A 19029-nucleotide genomic window follows, 5' to 3' on the forward strand; every position below is an offset into this window, starting at 1 on the left:
TCGACCAAGCCCCACGTGAAGGGACCCCGCCGCCATGTCCTCCGGCCTCATCGACGTACACGCCCATCTCCTGCCCGACTTCTACGTCCAGCGGGCGACAGCGGCGGGCCACGCCCACCCTGACGGCATGGGCGGCTGGCCGCAGTGGTCCGTGGGAGCCCACCTGGATCTGATGGACCGCAACGGCATCGAGACCGCGATGCTGTCGATGTCGTCTCCCGGCGTGCACTTCGGCGACGACAAGGCGGCCCGGCTCCTGGCCCGGCGCGTCAACGAGTACACCGCCGAGCTGACCCGGGACCACCCCGGCCGCTTCGGCAACTTCGTGTCGCTCCCCCTGCCGGACGTGGACGGCGCGTTGGAGGAGATCGCCTTCGCCTTCGACGAACTCGGCGCCGACGGCGTGGCCCTGCTGACACACACGCACGGCGTGTACCTGGGCGATCAGCGCCTCGACCCGGTCTTCGCCGAACTCGACCGCCGCCGGGCCGTGGTCTTCCTGCACCCCACCTCACCGGTGTGCTGGGAACAGTCCGCACTCGGCCGCCCGCGCCCGATGGTCGAGTACATCTTCGACACCGCCCGCACCGTCACGGACCTGGTGATGGCGGGCGTCCTGACACGTCACCCCAACATGCGCGTGATCGTTCCCCACTGCGGCGGCGCGATCCCTGTCCTGGCCGACCGCATCAACGAGTTCATGAAACTGTTCGTGCCCTCGGAGAACGCACCCTCACTCGACGCGGTGCAGCAACTACGGGGCCTGTACTACGACTTGGCGGGCACCGCCTTCCCACGCCAGGTCCCCGCGCTGCTGAACCTCGTCGACACGGACCGCGTGCTGTTCGGCAGCGACTACTGCTGGACGCCTCCCCCACTGGCCGACGCCCACATCGCGGCGATCGACGCCACCGAGTCACCGGTGGAGGGGACCACCTGGCGTTCCCTGACCACGGCCAACGCCCGGCGTCTGTTCCCGGGGGCAGCGCGGTGAACGATCCGACCCGTTTTGGCATCATCAAGGAGGAAGAATGCACACGCGAACGCTCGGGCGAGACCTCCGGGTATCCGCCATCGGCCTCGGCGCCATGGGCATGTCCCAGAGCTATGGCCCCAACCCCGGTGATCGAAACGACATGATCGCCGTGCTCCGCGGCGCCGTCGACCGCGGGGTCACGCTTTTCGACACCGCGGAGGTGTACGGGCCCTACGTCAACGAGGAACTCGTCGGAGAAGCGCTCGCGCCGGTGCGTGAACAAGTGGTGATCGCCACGAAGTTCGGGTTCCGCATCGAGAACGGTGCCTCGGTCGGACTCGACAGTCGGCCCGAGCAGATCCGTGCCGTCGCCACGGCCTCCCTCGAACGGCTCGGGGTCGAGTGCATCGACCTGTTCTACCAGCACCGCGTTGATCCGGAGGTGCCGATCGAAGACGTCGCCGGCACGGTGGGCGAGCGCGTGCAGGAGGGCAAGGTCCGCTGCTTCGGGCTCTCGGAAGCCGGTGCCGAGACCATCCGCCGTGCTCACTCGGTCCACCCGGTGGCGGCAGTGCAGAGCGAGTACTCGCTGTGGACCCGGGACCCCGAAGCAGAGGCCCTGCCGACGTGCGCCGCACTCGGGATCGGATTCGTCCCCTTCAGCCCGCTCGGCAAGGGGTTCCTGACCGGGTCAGTGGACGCGTCGACGCCGTTCGCGGCCGACGACGTCCGCACCACCATTCCGCGGTTCACCGCCGAAAACCGGGCCGCGAATCAGGTTCTCGTCGAGCACATCGCGACGCTCGCCCAGGCCAAGGACGCCACACCGGGGCAGGTCGCCCTCGCCTGGCTGCTCGCGCAGCACCCGTCGATCGTTCCGATTCCCGGAACGCGGCGCCTCGCGCGCGTCGAGGAGAACACCGGCGCCACCCAACTCCCGCTGTCCGCCGACGAACTGGCGGACCTCAACGAACTCGCTCGTCACGTCGGCGTACAGGGAGACCGCTACAACGAGCACCACATGTCGCTGGTCGACAAGTAACAGGTGCGGGCTCAGTCCTCGTCGGGAGCGGGTGGCGGGTATGCAGGGTTGTCGATGCCCCATGACGTGACGAAGTCGGGTAAGACCTCGACCCAGTTCGGTCCGAACCCCGGCCCCAGCACCTCGAGGACCCCGCGCGGCGGGCCACCAGGACGACGTACTGCCTGTTCTTGGTGGAGCAGGACAGCGGAGGCGGTGTGGCGGATGCGCTGTCGAGGGGGGCCGGTCCTGTGTCGAGAACACGGCGTCGGCTCCGTCCCAGGGACACGAGCGGCCACGACGGGCCGCGTGCCATCAGAAGGGACCGTCGTCATGGCTGTCGCAGATGACCTCGACCACGCCACCGACTCGCAGTGGGACTGGGTCGCTGAGCAGACTCGGACGTATCTCGCCTCGGGCGGCACCGAGGGGCACGAGTCGAACGGCGTCTACACGCTCCTGCTCGCCACCACCGGACGCAGGACCGGCATCCCGCGCCGCACGTGCCTGATCTACGGCACCGCGGGCGAGGACTTCGTCGTCGTCGCCTCCAAAGGCGGCGCCGACGACGATCCGGCGTGGTTCAAGAACCTCCGGGCGGATCCGAGCGTCGGGGTGCAGGTCGGCGGCCGTCGGTTCACCGCGCGCGCCCGGGTCGCGTCCCCGGCCGAGCGTGAGGTCCTCTGGCCCCGGATGGCGCGCATCTTCCCGCTGTACGACGAGTACGCGCAGAAGACGAGCCGCGAAATCCCGATCGTCCTGCTCACTCCGCAGAACTCCCGGGTCAGTCCTGTTCGGCTTCGGTGAAGAACTCCGGTGGCGCCTGGAGGTCGTGGGCACGGAACAGGACGGCGTGCTCGACGCCCATGGCCTTGCCGCTCAGCGCGGCGAACTTCGGGATGAAGTCCGCGGGAGCCGGGTGGTCAGGGAGCGCGGCCAGGTACGCGGCGTGCGCCTCGAGCGAGGCGACGCCGCGGCGCAGCGGCTCGCCCGTCACGTCGACGCCGTGGGTCGCGCCGGAGCCCGGGAGGCCGGGGAGGATGAGCCAGCGCACGGAGTGCGGTGGGAGGTCCTCGTCGTCGACCTGTTCCGGGAAGACCCACCGGTTGCCCGCGTCGCGCACCGCGTCGAGCGTCGCGAGCCCGGCCGCGCGGTGGTCGGCCTGGTCGAAGCCGAAGGGCGTCTCGATGTCGTAACCGGTGCCGAGCACGACATCGGGCTTGAACCGGCGGATCTCCCGACAGATGTCCCGGCGCAGGTCGAGGCCGTAGACGAGGACTCCGTCCGGATGTTCGAGGACGGTCAGGTGCTTGACGCCGACGACGGCGCAGGCGGCCTGTTGCTCGGCGACACGCAGGCGTGCCGTCTCCTCGGGAGGATTCGGCATGCCGGCCTCACCGCGGGTGAGCAGGAGGTAGCCGACCTCGATGCCGCGCGCGGTCCAGCGAGCGACGGCCGCGGACACGCCGTACTCCATGTCGTCCGGGTGCGCGACGACACAGAGCACGCGCTGGAAGGACTCCTCGGGTAACGCAGGCAATGTCATGCGGCCATCCTTCCCCTTCACGTGCACGAGTCCAAGGGGGAGGGCGCGGTCAGCGCGTCAGGTCACCGGATCGAGGAAAGTCAGCACCGAGGCGTCTTCCTCGATCAGCGGGACGAGCGCCGCGTTGAACGGAGCGCCGTACGGTGCCTTCAAGTGCGCTTGGAAGGCGTCCTCGTCGCGGTACACCTCGAAGATCCAGAAGGCGCGTGGGGCGGCCGCCTTGGTGTAGACGTCGAAGGCGATGTTGCCTTCTTCCTCGCGCACCTGCTTGGCGTACTCCAGGAGCAGGTGGGATACCTCGTCCTGTGCTCCCTCGCGGGCGGTGAACTCGGCGAGCAGGGTCTTGTTCACGGTGTGGTGTCCTCCGGGGTCGAAGTCGGTCGGGAAGGTCGGGATGGTCGGGAAGGAAGGTTGAGATCCGTCGGCGTCAGTCGCGGTAGGAGTCGAGGTGCCAGACGACGGCCTGGTCCAGCTTCACCGAGCCGTTCTCGGCGAAGACCTGCACTCCCTGGCTGGCGGGGTCGGGGAAGATCTGGTCGGTGATGACGGCCTCGCCGCTGCCGCCGAAGACCTCGACGGACGACCAGTCGACGAGGATCCGCAGCTTCACCTTGCCGTTCTTGGCCTTCAGAGGCGCGGTCTGGACGCCGGGGAAGGTGCTGTTGAAGTCGACAGCGCCGGAGTGGGTGCGGTCGACGTACAGCTCCTGTGTCGTGGTGTCGTAGCCGATGACGGTCTCCTCTCCCCCGGCGCCGGTACGCACCTTCAGGCCGAACCGGGCGGCGTCCTGGAGGGAGAAGGTCGCCTCGATGTCGAGAGCCTTGCCCTGGGCCGCGGGGCCGATCAGGGTCTCGGCGGTGTTCTTCACGGTGACGCCCGCCGCGGTCGCCGGGGGCTCGTGGCGCAGGGACGTCACGCTGTCGACGGGCCGGCTGGTCAGCCGGACACGTCCGTCGACCGTACGCAGGGTCATCTCCCGGGGGATGCTCTGCGCACCGCGCCAGGGCGAGGTGGGGACCGCGCCGCCGTAGTCCCAGTTGTTCATCCAACCGATCATGTACCGCTTGCCGTCCGGCGCGCCCTCCCAGGACACCGCCGCGTAGTAGTCCTTGCCGTAGTCGGCCCAGTCGGCGCGCTGGACGACGGACTTCGCGGCGGTGTCGGCGGTGGTGAACCGGTCGGCGAGGAGGTGGCCCCAGCCGGCGGTGTTCATGTCGACGAGCTGGATCCGTGCCTGTTTGCCGGCGTAGGGGCGCATGTCGAAGGAGGCCCAGTCCAGGGTCTCGCTGTTGGATCCGGTGGCGCTCTGGACGACCTTGCCGTCGACGATCAGGTTGACGGACGTCTCCTGTGAGACAGGCTGGGCCTGGGTGTCGGAGAGCATGATGTGGTCGACGTTGAGGTGGCCCCAGCCGCCGCTGTTGTCGTCGACGATCTTGATCTGTGCCTTCTTGCCGGCGAGGTCCTTGACGTCCCAGGAGGCCCAGTTGAGTGCCTCGCCGTCGCCTCCGGTGGCGCTGCGGACCGCCTTGCCGTCGACCAGCAGCTCGATCGCGGTCGGGTTGTCGGAGCCGGCGGGGTGGTTGCCGCCGCCCACAAGGAAGTTGACGTAGTTCTTGTCGATGGTGAACTCGGGCGAGGTGAGCGTGCCGGTGGTGGCGTCGCCGCCCAGGAAGCTGTTGGCCAGGCCGTCGCCCAGGAACCCGGAGACCTCCTGCTGGCCGCCGAGGGTGCCGGTGGCCGGTGCGGTGCCGAAGGCGTCCCCGGTCGTCGTCCAGTCGCCGTAGGTGCCGCCCTCGAAGTCGGCGAGGACCCTGCCCGCGGGCGGGTCCTGCTGCTCCATGACGGTGCCGTCCACGTGCGGGTGGCGACCGCCACCGACCTTGAAGTTCAGGTACTTGCTGTCGACGGTGAAGGGGGGCGAGGTCAGGGTGCCGGTGGTGGCGTCACCCGAGTGGAAGCTGTTGGCCAGGCCCTTGCCGTCGTAGCCGTCGACCGTGCCCTGCCCGTCCACCGCCCCGGCTGCCGGCGCCTGGCCGAACGCGCTGCCCGTGGTCGTCCACGTACCGAAGTCGGTGCCCTCGAAGTCCTGCGTCACCGTGCCGGTGGGCGGGGTGTAGGTGCCCTTGTCGTCGGCGGTGAACTTCTTGCCGTCGAAGTCGCCGACGAAGTACTGGGCGGCCGAACCGCCCGCGATACCACCGGGGTTGATGTTGACGACCAGGACCCACTTGATCTTCTTCTTGTCGCCGTCGACCGCGAGGGGAAACAGATCCGGGCACTCCCACACGCCGCCCGTCGCGCCCGCCGGCCCGAACTCGCTCTGCAGCGTCCAGTCCTTGAGGTTCTTGGAGGAGTAGAAGCGCACCTTGTGTTCGGCGGACATCGACACCGTCATCAGCCAGCTCTTCGTGGGCGCGTACCACTGGACCTTGGGATCGCGGAAGTCCTTGGAGCCGATGTCGATGACGGGATTGCCCTGGTACTTCGTCCAGGTGCGGCCGCGGTCGGTGCTGTAGGCGAGGGACTGCGCCTGGGTGCCCGTCGCCTTGTTGTGACTGGTGTAGATCGCCACCATGGCCGGGTTCTTCTTCGCGCCGAAGCCGGTGGTGTTGTCCCGGTCGATGACCGCGCTGCCGGAGAACACCATCTCGTTGTCGTCGTGCGACAGGGCGAGCGGCAGGTCCTTCCAGTGGACGAGGTCCTCGCTCACCGCGTGCCCCCAGGACATGTCGCCCCACGAGTTGCCGCCCGGGTTGTACTGGTAGAAGAGGTGGTATTCGCCCTTGTAGTACACGAGGCCGTTGGGGTCGTTCATCCAGTTCTTCTCGGGCGTGAAGTGGAACTGGGGGCGGTACTTCTCGGAGTACGGCGGGGTGTCGGCGGCGACGGCCTGGGGGGCGAGCGGGGCCGCCGACAGGGCGCAGACGGTCGCCACCGCCGCGATCATCCGTATGCGGGCATGCCGGGATACACGTCCAGAGCTCATGAGGTCTCCTGTGCCGGCCGTCCGCGCGACGAAGCTGCCCGGCGCGGGTCCGGCGGAAAGTGACGCCCTTCTCGGCGCCGTCGTCCATGGCATGGGCAGGGGGTGTCATCGTTGACTTGTGTCATCGATGACATCGAGTGGCCCGATGATGTAGGCAATCCGGCCGGTGCGTCAACGGTGTTGCCGCGATGTCGTGTTGAGGGCCATGCCCGCCTGTCATGCGCGGTCGGCCGTGGCGATCTGGGTCAGCCGGCTCTGCCACGGCGGGTTGGGGCCGGCGACCGAGCAGGTCAGGGCCGCGACGCGGGTGCCGAAACGGCAGGCCGCCTCGACATCGTCGAGGCGCAGGTCCGTCAGCCGGCCTCCCAGAAGCCCGTGGGCGCCGAGGTGGTGCAGCAGGCCGGCGGTGAAGGAGTCCCCGGCACCGACCGTGTCGACGACCTGTGTGGTCACCGCGGGCACCGTGACCCGTTCCCCGTCGAGTGAGGCCAGGGCGCCGTCGGCACCGCGCGTGATCACGACGAGCCGCGCCCCCGCCGCATGCCAGGTGTCGCACGCCTGCTCGGGCGGTGTTCCGGGCAGCAGTAGATCCAGGTCGTCCTCGCTCAGCCGCAGCACGTCCGCGAGGCCGCACCAGTGCGTCAGCCGGGCGCGGTAGACCTCGGGGCGCACCAGGAGCGGGCGGACGTTGGGGTCGACGCTGATGGTGGCCCGGGAGGCGGCCGCGGCCAGGAAGTCCTCCACCACCGCCGCCCCGGGTTCCTTGACCAGGGCCAGTGATCCGGTGTGCACGCAGGCGGTGTCGGTCAGGTCCACCCCGGCCAGTTCCGCGCCCGTCCACTGCCAGTCCGCGGTGGCCTGCGCGTGGAAGGAGAACGTGGCCTGTCCCTGAGCGTCCAGCTCGGCCACGGCCAGCGTGCTGGGCTCGGCGGCGTCCACGGCGCACGAGAGGTCGACTCCGGACGCCTCCAGATGGGCCCGGAACAGGCGGCCGAACACGTCGCCGGACAGCCGCGCGAGGAAGCGGGCCGGGGTTCCCAGCCGGGCCAGGGCCGCCGCCGTGTTGGCGGGTCCGCCGCCGGGCAGCACCCGCAGGGCGAGCTCGTTCCGGGAGGCTGCGGGTTCGGTGAACGCGTCGGCGACGCACTCGCCCAGGACGGTGATCTGGCGCGGGCTCATGGGCTGCTCACTCTCGGAACTCTGGGAACGCGCGGACAGAAACGGGCACGTCGCGGGCGTTCGCCGAACCGCTTCGGGCGGCGACGCTCGCGGGCGTTGCCGATTTGTGACGGGCACAAGGCATTGACGTTGCCCGGAAGCGGAGTCCATCATCCTGGCCAAGCAGTGTCAACGATGACATAAGTCAACGATGACACTTCGGGACGGCATGCCCGATGCCGACCGCTCGCCCGCAATCCCGCAGGAGTTGTTCATGTCACGCATCTCTCGTCTGCCGTCCTCCTTGCTCAGAGTCGCCGCTTGCACGGGTGTCGCGGCCCTCACCCTGACCGCCTGTGGATCCGGATCCGGATCGGACTCCGCGAGCTCCGGTTCGGGCACCGTCAAGGTCGGACTGATCACGAAGACCGACACCAACCCGTTCTTCGTGAAGATGAAGGAGGGCGCGGAGAAGGCCGCCAAGGAGAACGGCGTCGAACTGTCCACCGCGGCGGGCAAGTTCGACGGGGACAACGCCGGCCAGGTCACCGCCATCGAGAACATGGTCGCCGCCGGGGTCAAGGGCATCCTGATCACGCCGAGCGACTCCAAGGCGATCGTGCCGGCGATCGAGAAGGCCAAGGCCAAGGGCGTTCTGGTCATCGCCCTGGACACCCCGACCGAGCCGGAGAGCGCCGTCGACGCCCTTTTCGCCACCGACAACGTCAAGGCGGGCGAACTGATCGGCGAGTACGCCAAGGCCGCCATGAAGGGCAAGACGGCGAAGATAGCCGCCCTCGACCTCGCGCCGGGCGTCTCCGTCGGCGTCCAGCGGCACGAAGGCTTCCTGAAGGGCTTCGGCGCCACCGACAAGGACGTCGCCTGCGCCCAGGACACCGGCGGCGACCAGTCCAAGGGCCAGACGGCGATGGAGAACTGCCTCCAGAAGGAGCCGGACATCAACGTCGTCTACACGATCAACGAGCCGGCCGCGCTGGGCGCGTACACCGCACTCAAGGCCAAGGGCCGGGAGAAGGACGTGCTCATCGTCTCCGTCGACGGCGGCTGCACCGGCACGCAGGCCGTCAAGGACGGCAAGATCGCCGCAACCTCGCAGCAGTACCCGCTGAAGATGGCCGCCGAGGGCGTCAAGGCGGTCGCGACCTACGCCAAGGACGGGAAGAAGGCGTCCGGTTACACCGACACCGGCGTCACCCTGATCACCGACAAGGCACAGGACGGGGTCACGTCCAAGGACACCGCATACGGCCTGGAGAACTGCTGGGGCTGAGCCGGCCCCTGAGGACCGTACGACTCAGCCCGTCCCCTCAGCGGGGCGGCCGCCCCTTCCTCCCTGACCGGGGGCGGCCGCCCGCTCGTCCGCTGCTCCCGGCGGCCGGAGGGGACAACGACTTCTGTCTTCCGACAAGGACTTCGCATGACAGCCACGACCACACCCCCGGACACGTCCTCGCCGTACGCCGACCTCAAAGCGCCGACCACGGCCCGCCGGCTGCTCACGGCACCGACCACCGGGCCGCTGGCCGCCCTCCTTCTGGCCTGTGTCTTCTTCTCCGTCTCGACCGACCAGTTCCTCACCGGCGGGAACTTCTCCCTGATCGTGCAGCAGGTCATGGTCGTCGGCACCCTCGCCATCGGCCAGACCCTGATCATCCTCACCGCGGGTATCGACCTGTCCTGCGGTGCGGTGATGGCGTTCGGCAGCATCGTGATCGCCAAGATGGCGGCCGAGGGCTCCCTGCCCCCGCTGGTCGCGATCGCGCTGGGCCTGGTCGTCTGCGGCGGCTTCGGCCTGCTCAACGGGACCCTGGTGCAGAAGATCCCGCTGCCGCCGTTCATCGTCACCCTCGGCATGCTGAATGTGGCGTTCGCGCTGACGCACATCTACTCCGAGGAGCAGACGGTCACCAATCTGCCGGGCCCGCTGACGGCACTCGGTGAGACCTTCCCGCTCGGCCACACCGACATCACCTACGGCTCCCTGGTCACCATCGGCCTGTTCCTCCTTCTCGCCTACGCGCTGAGCAACACCGGCTGGGGCAGGCACGTCTACGCCCTCGGCAACAGCCCGGAAGCGGCCCGGCTGAACGGCATCCGCACCTCCCGGCTGACCATCGGCGTCTACACCGTGGCCGGCATCCTCTACGGCATCGCCGCCCTGCTGCTCATCTCCCGCACCGGCGTCGGCGACCCGCAAGCCGGGCAGACCGACAACCTCGACAGCATCACCGCCGTGGTCCTCGGCGGAACCAGCCTCTTCGGCGGCCGCGGCTCGGTCCTGGGCACGTTCATCGGCGTCCTCATCGTCGGCGTCTTCCGCAACGGCCTGCAGTTGATGGGCGTCGCCTCCATCTACCAGACCCTGATCACCGGCGTCCTGGTGATCCTCGCGGTGACCGTCGACCAGATCTCCCGGAAGAGGGCCCGATGACCTCCATCTCCTCCCCCACGCCTGTCCTTCAGGCCCGCGGCCTGGTCAAGCGCTACGGTCACGTCACCGCCATCGACGGTGCCGACTTCGACCTGCTGCCCGGTGAGGTCCTCGCCGTCATCGGCGACAACGGCGCCGGCAAGACCAGCCTCATCAAGGCCCTCACCGGCGCGGTGACCCCCGACGCGGGCGAGATACGGCTCAACGGCGAACCCATCTCGTTCTCCGGCCCGCAGAGCGCCCGCGCCCACGGCATCGAGACGGTGTATCAGGACCTCGCGGTGGCGGCCTCCATGGACATCGCCTCCAATGTGTTCCTCGGCCGCGAACTGCGCCGCCCCGGCATCCTCGGCAGCGCCTTCCGCATGCTCGACAAGAAGCGCATGCGTCAGGAGGCCGCCGAGCACATGGCCGACCTGAAGATCGGCCTGCGCTCGCTGACCCAGTCGGTCGAGACGCTCTCCGGCGGACAGCGGCAGGCCGTCGCGGTCGCCCGCGCCGTCGCCTGGGCCCGCTCCGTCGTCGTCATGGACGAACCCACCGCCGCCCTCGGCGTCAAGGAGTCCGGTCAGGTCCTCGACCTCATCCGCCGGGTTCGCGACAAGGGCATGCCGGTCGTCCTGATCAGCCACAACATGCCCCACGTCTTCGAGATCGCCGACCGGATCCACGTCCACCGCCTGGGCAGGCGCGCCGCCGTGATCAAGCCCTCCGACTACTCCATGGCGGAGGTCGTCGCCATCATGACCGGCGCGCTCACCGTGGACGAGGCCGGAGGTACTGTCGTGGCGGATTCCAAGGCCGCGAAGGCCGCGGGAGTCCAGGCCAACTGAAGCACTCACAGGTTCCGGCCGAGGCCGCGGCCGGACCGACGAGCACAGGAGACTGTTTCCTCCATGGCAGCGAACCGCCGCCCGACCCTGGCAGACGTCGCCCGAGAAGTGGGCGTCAGCGCCAAGACCGTCTCCCGCGTCCTCAACGAGGACGGGCCCGCCTCCGCCGAGACCAGGGAACAGGTACTCGCCGCCGTCGCCAAGCTCGGCTTCCAGCCGAACCTCATGGCCCGCAACATCCGCGTCGGCGGCCCGGACACCACCGTCGGCCTGGTCATCCCCGACCTCGCCAACCCCTTCTTCGGAGCCGTGGCCCGTGCCATAGAGGATGTCGTCGGCGAACGCGGACTGACGTTGCTCATGGGCTCCTCCGCGGACGACCCCGAACGCGAACGTGCCCTGACGGACAAGTTCCTCGCCCGGCGCGTCAGCATCCTCATCGTCGTACCGTCCGTCGGCGCCGACCACTCCCACCTCAAGTCGCACCGCACCGCGGGACTGCCCATCATCTTCCTCGACCGCCCCGGAGTCGGCCTGCCCGCCGACAGCATCGTCAGTTCCAACCGCGCCGGGGCCCGGGACGGCATCGCCCATCTCATCGCCCACGGGCACCACCGTGTCGGCTTCGTCGGCGACCTGCCCGTCAAGCTGTACACGCGCCGCGAACGCCTCGCCGGATACCGCGCCGCGCTGCAGGAAGCCGACATCCCCTACGACCGCTCGCTGGTCGCCAACGCCCACGACCAGCCGGGCGCCCAGGCCGCGACCGCCCAACTCCTCGACCTGGCCGATCCCCCCACCGCCCTGTTCGCCGGCAACAACATCATGGCGCTCGGCATCGTCGCGGAACTCGCCCGCAGCAAGCGCAAGGACGTGGCACTCGTCGCCTTCGACGACCTGTCACTCGCGGAGGCACTCGAACCGGCCCTGACCGTCGTGGCCCAGGACCCCGAAGAACTCGGCCGCAGCGCCGCGGCCACCGCCCTGGCCCGCCTCGACGGTGACCGCTCCCGCGCTCGCACCATCTCCGTGCCCACCCGGCTGGTCATCCGGGGCTCGGGAGAGCAACCCGCGCCCAAGCAGGCGGAGTTCGTCACACGATCTCGTTGAGAGGTACTGGTCGGGCGTGACCGACCGACGAATCGACGCCCCGCGACTCAGGTACCGGGGCTCGGGGTCTGCGTACCATCCGAGTTGGAGGCCTCCGGGAAGAAGTCGGCCCCCTGCACGTACGCCATCGCCTCGGCCCACTTGGGGTCGCTCAGGCGGCGTTCCATCTCCTCTGTGCTGACGTCCTCCACCCGTGTCTGGAGCCACCAGAGATTGCCCAGCGGATCGCGTACCCGTCCGACCCGGTCGCCGAAGAAGAGGTGGGTCACTTCGGTCACGGATGTACCGCCGGCCGCGACGGCCCTGCGGTGCGCGGCGTCGGCGTCCTCGACGTAGAGGCGCAGGAAGGCGGGTGTCGGCGGCCAATGGGGCGGTGCGTCGAACGGCATGACGATCGAGTCGCCGATCCGTACCTCCGCGTGCCCGATCCGGCCGTCGTCCCCGACGACCCGGGCGATCTCCTCCGCGTCGAACGCCGCCTTCAGGTAGTCGATGAGCCCAGCCGTGTCGCGGGAGATGATCCACGGCGTGACGGTGTGATAGCCGTCCGGGATCGGCCTTGCGGTCATCCGTTGCCTCCTGAGTGCGTGTGGTCCGTCTGACGTTAGGTGGCTTGTAGGCCAGCTTCTGTCCTCATTGGCCACCGCTGGAGACGAGGCTCGCCAGGATTGCTCTTCCCCTTGCATGTTCTATGCCATACCCCATAAGTTACCGGCAGGTAGCTCGCTCGGCGGGCCGTCTCGTCGTTCGGAGGGTGACAGGCACATGAGTCCGCGCAAGAGTGACAGCCGTGACCGGATGATCCTCAGTGCCGCCGCTCTGCTGCGTGAACACGGGGCGAGCGCGACCAGCATCGACCGGGTACTCGCCCACAGCGGAGCCCCCCGAGGCTCGGTGTACCACCACTTCCCCGGCGGGCGGACACAGCTCATCGACGAGGCGGTGGCACTGGCGGGGGACTTCATCGCCGGCCTCATCGACGCCGCCATGCAGGTGGACGACCCCGTCGAGGCCGTCGACGCGTTCTTCGCGTTGTGGCGCGACCGGCTCATGGAGAGCGACTTCAGGGCCGGCTGCCCGATCGTGGCGGTGGCCGTCGAGACCAACGACGACGCACCCCAGCTCGCCCTCTCGGCCGCCGCCGTCTTCGCCCGCTGGCAGGAGGCTCTCGCGGCCCTGTTCGTCCGGCACGGCCTGACCGAGGAACGCAGCCGCCGACTGGGCGCCTTCATCATCGCCGCGGTCGAAGGCGCGGTGATCATGAGTCGGGCCGAGCAGAGCACCGCCCCGATCGAGGGGGCGGCCGCCGAGATCCACGACCTGCTCCTGCACACCCTGCGCGACCGTCCCGGCGCCGCCGGAGCAGAGCCCCGGCCGTAACCCGAAGCCACCTCACCCCGCCACCTCAACTCGCCAGTTCAGCAAGGACGTTCAGTTCACCAGTTCAGCCCGAAGGAGTCGCCATGCCCTCGCTCGACCGCCACGACAACGTCTTCGTCCTCGACCTCGGAGACGGCGAGAACCGTTTCCACCCCGACTGGCTCGCTGCCGTCGGCGCCGCGCTCGACGAGGTGGAGAAGGCGGACGGGCCCCGCGCCCTGGTCACCACCGCCACCGGCAAGTTCTACTCCAACGGGCTCGACCTGGACTGGCTGTTGGCCAACGGCGACCAGCACCAGGACTACGTCGTCTCCGTCCAGGAGTTGTTCGCGCGCATGCTGTCGCTGCCGATCATCACCGTGGCCGCGCTGCAGGGGCACACCTTCGCCGCCGGCGCGATGCTCTCCCTCGCCCACGACTTCCGTGTGATGCGCGCCGACCGCGGCTTCTGGTGCCTGCCCGAAGCGGACATCAAGATCCCCTTCACCCCCGGCATGGCCGCCCTCATCCAGTCCCGGCTCACGCCGCAGACCGCGCACGAGGCCATGCTCACGGCCCGCCGGTACGGCGGCTCCGATGCCGCGGCCGTCGGCATCGTCGACCAAGCGGTCGGCGAGGACGCCGTGCGCTCCACCGCCCTCGAGATCGCCCAGGCACAGGCGGCCAAGGCCGGTGACACGCTCGGCACCATCAAGGCCCGCATGTACGCCCCGGCCCTGGCCGCCCTGCGCGACACCACCAACCCGCTCGGCTGACCGGCTCCCCACCCACGACCTGGGCTGAGTCCGGGTCGTGGAACACGCCGGCCGCCCACCGTATGAGGAGACAGGGCAGACCTCACCTGCGCGACCCCAGCACCAGCACGTCCCCGCCCGCATCCAGTTCCCGCCTGACGCTTGATCCATGGTGGGCCGGGTGTGGAACCGGCCGCGTCGGTGAGGCCAGGTCATCGACAAGTTCACACAGGGCCCGTCACCGGCACCTGGCCCGGCCGCCCACTGCGCATCGGACCAACTGCCGCCTGCGTGGGCCGAGTTCGGCCGAGGTCACTGCTGCGCCAACGCCGACGGTCGGGGTGCGGACGCCCTGACGGGAAGGATCGTCATCGACGCGAACAACTACTACCGCGTGCGGGACGGCGTCATCGCCGAACTGAAGACGGGCGCCTGACGGCAGGAGAGCTTTTCTAGCGGTACGTGCCGGGGGCGCGGACGGTCAAGACCTTCAGCACCATCCACTTCGGGCACCTCCTCTCCCCCCATCCCTCCGGGGCCCTCGACCACAGCGCGCTGCCCATCTCCGGTGACGACGACGCGGCCAATGAGTCCGTCACCGCTCTGCTCGACCGCCTCGACTACGACACCGTCGACGCAGGCTCCACCTCGCAGAGTTGACGCGTCCAGGACGGCAGCCCCGCCTACGTCCTCCCCTACCTACCTGTCCGACCCCCGCTTGCCCTGGCCCCGGGACCCGGGAAAGCCGGCCGATGCCCGGGAGATCCGTACCGCCCTGGAAAAGGCGCGCAACAGCTCCTGACACGGCGCACCGCCGGACACGTGCCGTCATCGTGGTTCTGGCAACACCGTGGGTCCTGCGGTGGGAGCCTGAGGACGCCCTGCGGGATGAGGGTGCGATGGCGCCACCGAAGTCCAAGGTCGATCTGTACTCAGTGAACAGAAACCTTCCAGGCAGGAGCCCATGCGATGCCCCGAGAGATCATCTCCACCCCCGAAGCGCCGGAATTCTCCGGCTACAGCCAGGCGGTCAAGGTCGGCGACACGATCTACGTCGCGGGAACAGTCGGAGTCGACGTGGCGACCGGTGAACTCGCGGGACCCACGGTCAAGGAGCAGACCCGCCAGTCGTTGCTGAACTGCCAAGCCATCCTGCGCGCCGGCCGCGCCGAGCTGAGCGACGCCGTCATGGTTCACACCTTGCTCATGCACCCCGAGGACGCCGACGGCGTCATCGAGGTCTTCGACGAGTTCTTCCCCGACGTACGGCCGCCGCGCTGCGTGAGCAAGCTGGGTGTCGACCGGCCGGGGATCCTCGTGTCGATCGCGATGGTTGCCGTCACGGACTAGACGCGACCAGGCACCGCCCGGCGGGTCAGGCGACCGTGCGGGCACGAAGTCAGTTCTCGCGGGCTGGACCCCGCCCGGTTACGACGCGATTCCGCCCCTCGGGCATGGGCAGGACCGCCAGTGCGGTGTCTGCGATGTTCCGCAGCGTCTCCGGGTCCAGACCGGCCTTGCCCACCGCCTCGATGCCGCGGACCACCGTCAGCAGCAGTGCCGCCAACTGCTGAGGATCCGCGGCGCTGTCGATGTCGCCGTGGCGCTGCGCGGCGCTGATCTCCGTCCGCAGCAGGGTCAGCAGCGCCGTCATGGTCTCGGCCGACCGCCCGGCGACGGTCGGGTCGTGCTGGGCCAGTTCCGCCACGCCCTTGGCCAGCAGGCACCCGCGGCGCTCGGTGTCGGAGGCGGTGTTCTCCGCCATGAGGCGCACGTATCCCGACAGTCGGGCCAAGGCCTCCGCGTCCGGGCCACCTGCCAGCCGCCCTTCGGCCACCTCGACGACGGCGGTGCACCAGTCGTCGAACACCCGGTGGAACAGCTTGCCCTTGTCGCCGAACGCGCCGTACAGGCTGCCCTTACCCAAGCCGGTCGCCTGGGCGATGTCGTCCATCCGGGTTCCTGAGTAGCCGGTCGCCCAGAACTGTTCCCGGGCCCGCTCCAGGACTTGGGGTTCGTCGAATGCGCGTGGTCTGGGCATGGCCTCAGCCTATCCATTCTTGACTCGATCGTCCATTACTGCCTACGTTATGGACGATCCATTCCATAACTCGAGGGGTTCGACATGCCAGGCGTGTTGCAGAACAAGGTGGCCGTGATCACCGGAGGAACCAGCGGGATCGGGCTGGCCATCGCCCACCGCTTCGCCCACGAGGGCGCACGGGTCTTCGTGACCGGCCGGGACCACGACCGCCTCGAAGCGGCGGTCAAGGAGATAGGCCCCGCGGCCACGGGCGTACGATCCGACGTCTCGGTCCTGGCCGACCTGGACGCGCTCTACGCACGAGTCCGCGAGGAGGCCGGCCACATCGACGTGCTGGTGGCCAACGCGGGAATCGTCGCGGACGCCGCACTCGGCGCCCACACCGAGGCGAACGTCGACCTGACGCTCGCCGTCAACATCAAGGGCCCACTGTTCACCGTTCAGAAGGCGCTCCCCCTGCTGGCGGAGAACGCCTCCATCCTGGTCATCGGATCGAGCAACAGCGTGCGGCCCAACGAGCATCTCGAGGTCTACAGCGCCTCGAAGGCGGCCGTCAGCAACCTCGTACACAACTGGGCCCGCCAGTCGCGGGAGCGCCGGTTCCGGGTCAACGTACTCAGCCCGGGACCCACCCGGACCCCCGGCCTACTGGGCGCCGCGGGGCCGGACGTCGACCGGTTCGCCGAGGCCGTCGTGCCCCTGGGGCGGCTGGCCGACGCCGAGGAAATCGCCGCGGCCGCCCTCTTCCTGGCCTCGGACGCCTCGTCGTTCGTCACCGGCGCCGAACTCTTCGCCGACGGCGGCTACACCCGGGCCTGAACGAGGACCGAGGCGCATCCGGCGGTTCGCCGCGGCCTCATTGGATGACGTCTGCCACCACACCCCGACCACCGCTTGACGACGAAGGGCCACGACCAGGCCCTTGCGGTGGGTGACGACCGCAGACCGCCCTGCCGAAGCCAGCGGACCAACCGACTCTGCCGCCTCGCGCTGCCGGTTGGCCCGCTGGTTCTTCGGTTCGCGGATCACGTGCTTCATCCGCGTCGCCACAGGCAGCGGCGATTGCGAAGGCATGGAGGGTTAAGTCCTTGCCGCAACCAGCGCCCGCCGAACCCTCACCCATGGAACAATAATCCACGGAAGTTGCTTCCATGGAATGTAAATGGTTTCCTGGACGCAGACCCGCTCAGGATCCCCGCCGACGGCGCTTGTGGACGAAACGGGATCGAGGCCGCGTTCGCCAGTCAGCCACCCCCGCGCAAGCACCCAGGAGTAAACGACATGACCAGCACGAACATCGATGTCGCCCGCACCTACTTCCAGGCTGTCCAGACCGGAGACATGGCCGCTCTCGGCGAACTCCTCGACGCCGACATCGTCTGGCACCAGCCCGGTGCCAACCAGTTCTCCGGCGAGCACAAGGGACAGGCCGCCGTCTTCCAGATGCTCGGCAGCATGATGGAGACCAGCCAGGGCACCTTCGCCATCGACAAGGTCCACACCCTCATGGGCAACGGCGACCTGGTCACCGCCACCATCCACTTCACCGGCCGCCGCGGCGACACATCGATGAGCATGGACGGCGTCGACCTCCTCCGCGTCGAGAACGGCAAGATCACCGAAATGTGGCTCTTCTCCGCAGACCCGGCCGCCGAGGACGCCTTCTGGGGCTAGAACCCGCGGTGCCCGAGGCCGAACTCGGCCTCGGGCACACGTGAATCGATCCGTACGCACACGACAGGCACCCGCATGCGGAAGGTGACCGAGCAGCAATGGCGCACCTTCCGCAACCTCGCCCGCGACGGACGGTTCGCCCTGTGCGTCGACGAGGACCGGCCACCGTACGCCTTCGTCCTGCTCCAAGGACGCGCGGATATCTCCGAGGATCCCGACGACACGTTGCGCTGGGGCGGCCTGCTCGGCGCCCGCTACATGGGCGCCGATCGCACCGAGGAGTACGCGGCCCGCAATGGCGGCCCGGGAAACCTCCTCGTCCACGGCCGCATCGACAAAGTCATCGCGTTCGACGGCATCGCCGACTGACGGTGGGCTGACGGGGCGGGGTCGGGGAAAGACGGTCTCCCGCCGGCGGTCTGTCGGCCCACGGGCACGCGCGGCCGTCGTGGCTCACAACGCAGGCCGGCCAGGCTACTTCGGCGCCCGCGCGCCTGGCGCCGACGCCTGCCCGGCGGCCTTCCGCTCCGCGTCCAGGGCCCTTCCGGCTGACCGCAGCGTGCTGAGGACCGCCGTCACCTCGCGCACGGACTCCGTGGGAATCACCGACCCGATCCGCAGTTCCAGCTCGTCCTCGAAGGCCTTCAGCGCCCCGTCCACCAGTTTCCGTCCTTCAGGCGTCAACTCGACGATCGAGGAACGGCGGTCGTTCGGATTGGCCCGCCGCGCACAGAAGCCCGCCGACTCCAGACGGTCGACCACCTTGCTCGTGCCACCCACCGTGATGGAGAACTCCTCAGCGATGTCCTGGATCCGCTGACCGGGCCGACGCGACAGCAGGTGCAGCACCTCGAACGAGGTCAGCGGCAGGTCGTACTCGGCTTTCAACCGCCCCTCGATGCCGTTCCACAGCTCGATCTCCAGCGAGACCAGCTCCCGGTACAGCAGCTTCAGGTCAGCCATCACTCATCTTCCGGAGAATTATCTTCCATGGATGATTAATGGTAGGTCATCAGCGTCGGGACGGGCCTCATCTATCAGTGCGAGGGCGTTGACGACCTCTGCGTTTGACGACAGCCCCGCACGGGGCTGCACTTGTTTCATGGAGGCTG

At 69.0% G+C, this 19029-nt stretch carries 20 protein-coding genes and 1 pseudogene; 14 read left to right on the forward strand and 7 right to left on the reverse strand.

Translation table 11 applies throughout. The features are described 5' to 3' along the window. Positions 1–34: 34 nt before the first annotated feature. From OG381_RS04390 to OG381_RS04400, 3 genes are all read left to right on the forward strand, one after another. Complete coding sequence (locus OG381_RS04390; protein ID WP_327714761.1) at positions 35–994, forward strand: amidohydrolase family protein; 960 nt, start codon at positions 35–37, stop codon at positions 992–994. A 37-nt stretch (positions 995–1031) separates the two neighbouring features. Continuing rightward, entirely contained in the window at positions 1032–2018 is a 987-nt protein-coding gene (locus OG381_RS04395; RefSeq protein ID WP_327714762.1) for an aldo/keto reductase, read from the forward strand. Positions 2019–2330: 312 nt separating this feature from the next. Then, positions 2331–2804: a nitroreductase family deazaflavin-dependent oxidoreductase gene (locus OG381_RS04400; protein ID WP_327714763.1), complete on the forward strand. Its 474-nt coding sequence runs from the start codon at positions 2331–2333 to the stop codon at positions 2802–2804. Here the strand turns inward: OG381_RS04400 and OG381_RS04405 are convergent. From OG381_RS04405 to OG381_RS04420, 4 genes are all read right to left on the reverse strand, one after another. Then, complete coding sequence (locus OG381_RS04405; RefSeq protein ID WP_327714764.1) at positions 2782–3543, reverse strand: PIG-L deacetylase family protein; 762 nt, start codon at positions 3541–3543, stop codon at positions 2782–2784. The two genes, OG381_RS04400 and OG381_RS04405, sit on opposite strands and share 23 nt — an antisense overlap. A 57-nt stretch (positions 3544–3600) precedes the next feature. Next, entirely contained in the window at positions 3601–3894 is a 294-nt protein-coding gene (locus OG381_RS04410) for a putative quinol monooxygenase (RefSeq protein ID WP_327714765.1), read from the reverse strand. A 76-nt stretch (positions 3895–3970) separates the two neighbouring features. Then, positions 3971–6532, reverse strand: a complete 2562-nt coding sequence (locus tag OG381_RS04415) for a GH32 C-terminal domain-containing protein (RefSeq protein WP_327714766.1) — start codon at positions 6530–6532, stop codon at positions 3971–3973. Between the two features lie 216 nt (positions 6533–6748). Further along, the gene (locus tag OG381_RS04420; RefSeq protein ID WP_327714767.1) at positions 6749–7711 is read right to left on the reverse strand and encodes a carbohydrate kinase family protein; all 963 of its coding nucleotides are present in this window, start codon (positions 7709–7711) and stop codon (positions 6749–6751) included. A gap of 253 nt (positions 7712–7964) precedes the next feature. On the opposite strand from OG381_RS04420, the gene OG381_RS04425 reads away from it, so the two are divergent. From OG381_RS04425 to OG381_RS04440, 4 genes are all read left to right on the forward strand, one after another. Then, positions 7965–8981 (forward strand): sugar ABC transporter substrate-binding protein, encoded by a 1017-nt coding sequence (locus OG381_RS04425; RefSeq protein WP_327714768.1) that lies wholly within the window; start codon positions 7965–7967, stop codon positions 8979–8981. Between the two features lie 147 nt (positions 8982–9128). After that, positions 9129–10142 (forward strand): ABC transporter permease, encoded by a 1014-nt coding sequence (locus tag OG381_RS04430; protein WP_327714769.1) that lies wholly within the window; start codon positions 9129–9131, stop codon positions 10140–10142. Then, positions 10139–10975 carry an ATP-binding cassette domain-containing protein gene (locus tag OG381_RS04435; protein ID WP_327714770.1) on the forward strand — a complete coding sequence of 279 codons (837 nt, stop codon included), beginning with the start codon at positions 10139–10141 and terminating at the stop codon, positions 10973–10975. Before OG381_RS04430 ends, OG381_RS04435 begins: the two co-directional genes overlap by 4 nt. A gap of 63 nt (positions 10976–11038) precedes the next feature. After that, entirely contained in the window at positions 11039–12085 is a 1047-nt protein-coding gene (locus OG381_RS04440) for a LacI family DNA-binding transcriptional regulator (RefSeq protein ID WP_327714771.1), read from the forward strand. Between the two features lie 47 nt (positions 12086–12132). Here OG381_RS04440 and OG381_RS04445 read toward each other — a convergent pair whose 3' ends face one another. After that, the gene (locus OG381_RS04445) at positions 12133–12654 is read right to left on the reverse strand and encodes a VOC family protein (RefSeq protein ID WP_327714772.1); all 522 of its coding nucleotides are present in this window, start codon (positions 12652–12654) and stop codon (positions 12133–12135) included. A 196-nt stretch (positions 12655–12850) separates the two neighbouring features. Between OG381_RS04445 and OG381_RS04450 the strand changes: the two genes are divergently transcribed. From OG381_RS04450 to OG381_RS04465, 4 genes are all read left to right on the forward strand, one after another. Beyond that, positions 12851–13465 carry a TetR/AcrR family transcriptional regulator gene (locus OG381_RS04450; protein WP_327714773.1) on the forward strand — a complete coding sequence of 205 codons (615 nt, stop codon included), beginning with the start codon at positions 12851–12853 and terminating at the stop codon, positions 13463–13465. An 83-nt stretch (positions 13466–13548) separates the two neighbouring features. Further along, positions 13549–14220 (forward strand): enoyl-CoA hydratase-related protein, encoded by a 672-nt coding sequence (locus OG381_RS04455; protein WP_327714774.1) that lies wholly within the window; start codon positions 13549–13551, stop codon positions 14218–14220. A 441-nt stretch (positions 14221–14661) separates the two neighbouring features. Next, a complete protein-coding gene (locus tag OG381_RS04460) occupies positions 14662–14859 on the forward strand; it encodes a hypothetical protein (RefSeq protein WP_327714775.1) in 198 nt (65 codons plus the stop codon). 309 nt (positions 14860–15168) lie between these two features. Beyond that, on the forward strand, positions 15169–15549 hold the full coding sequence (locus OG381_RS04465; RefSeq protein ID WP_327714776.1) for a RidA family protein: 381 nt from the start codon (positions 15169–15171) through the stop codon (positions 15547–15549). Positions 15550–15598: 49 nt separating this feature from the next. Here OG381_RS04465 and OG381_RS04470 read toward each other — a convergent pair whose 3' ends face one another. Further along, a complete protein-coding gene (locus OG381_RS04470; RefSeq protein ID WP_327714777.1) occupies positions 15599–16240 on the reverse strand; it encodes a TetR/AcrR family transcriptional regulator in 642 nt (213 codons plus the stop codon). A gap of 84 nt (positions 16241–16324) precedes the next feature. On the opposite strand from OG381_RS04470, the gene OG381_RS04475 reads away from it, so the two are divergent. The 3 genes and pseudogenes from OG381_RS04475 to OG381_RS04485 all read left to right on the forward strand — a co-directional run. Next, positions 16325–17062: an SDR family NAD(P)-dependent oxidoreductase gene (locus OG381_RS04475; protein ID WP_327714778.1), complete on the forward strand. Its 738-nt coding sequence runs from the start codon at positions 16325–16327 to the stop codon at positions 17060–17062. Between the two features lie 462 nt (positions 17063–17524). Next, positions 17525–17917 carry a nuclear transport factor 2 family protein gene (locus OG381_RS04480; protein WP_327714779.1) on the forward strand — a complete coding sequence of 131 codons (393 nt, stop codon included), beginning with the start codon at positions 17525–17527 and terminating at the stop codon, positions 17915–17917. A 111-nt stretch (positions 17918–18028) separates the two neighbouring features. Continuing rightward, positions 18029–18286, forward strand: a pseudogene (locus tag OG381_RS04485) (PPOX class F420-dependent enzyme); the annotation flags it as partial. A gap of 105 nt (positions 18287–18391) precedes the next feature. On the opposite strand, the gene OG381_RS04490 reads toward OG381_RS04485, so the two are convergent. Then, positions 18392–18880, reverse strand: a complete 489-nt coding sequence (locus OG381_RS04490; protein ID WP_327714781.1) for a MarR family winged helix-turn-helix transcriptional regulator — start codon at positions 18878–18880, stop codon at positions 18392–18394. Positions 18881–19029 lie beyond the last annotated feature (149 nt).

Origin of the sequence: Streptomyces sp. NBC_00490 (genome assembly GCF_036013645.1) — a bacterium.
Lineage (GTDB): Bacteria > Actinomycetota > Actinomycetes > Streptomycetales > Streptomycetaceae > Streptomyces > Streptomyces canus_F.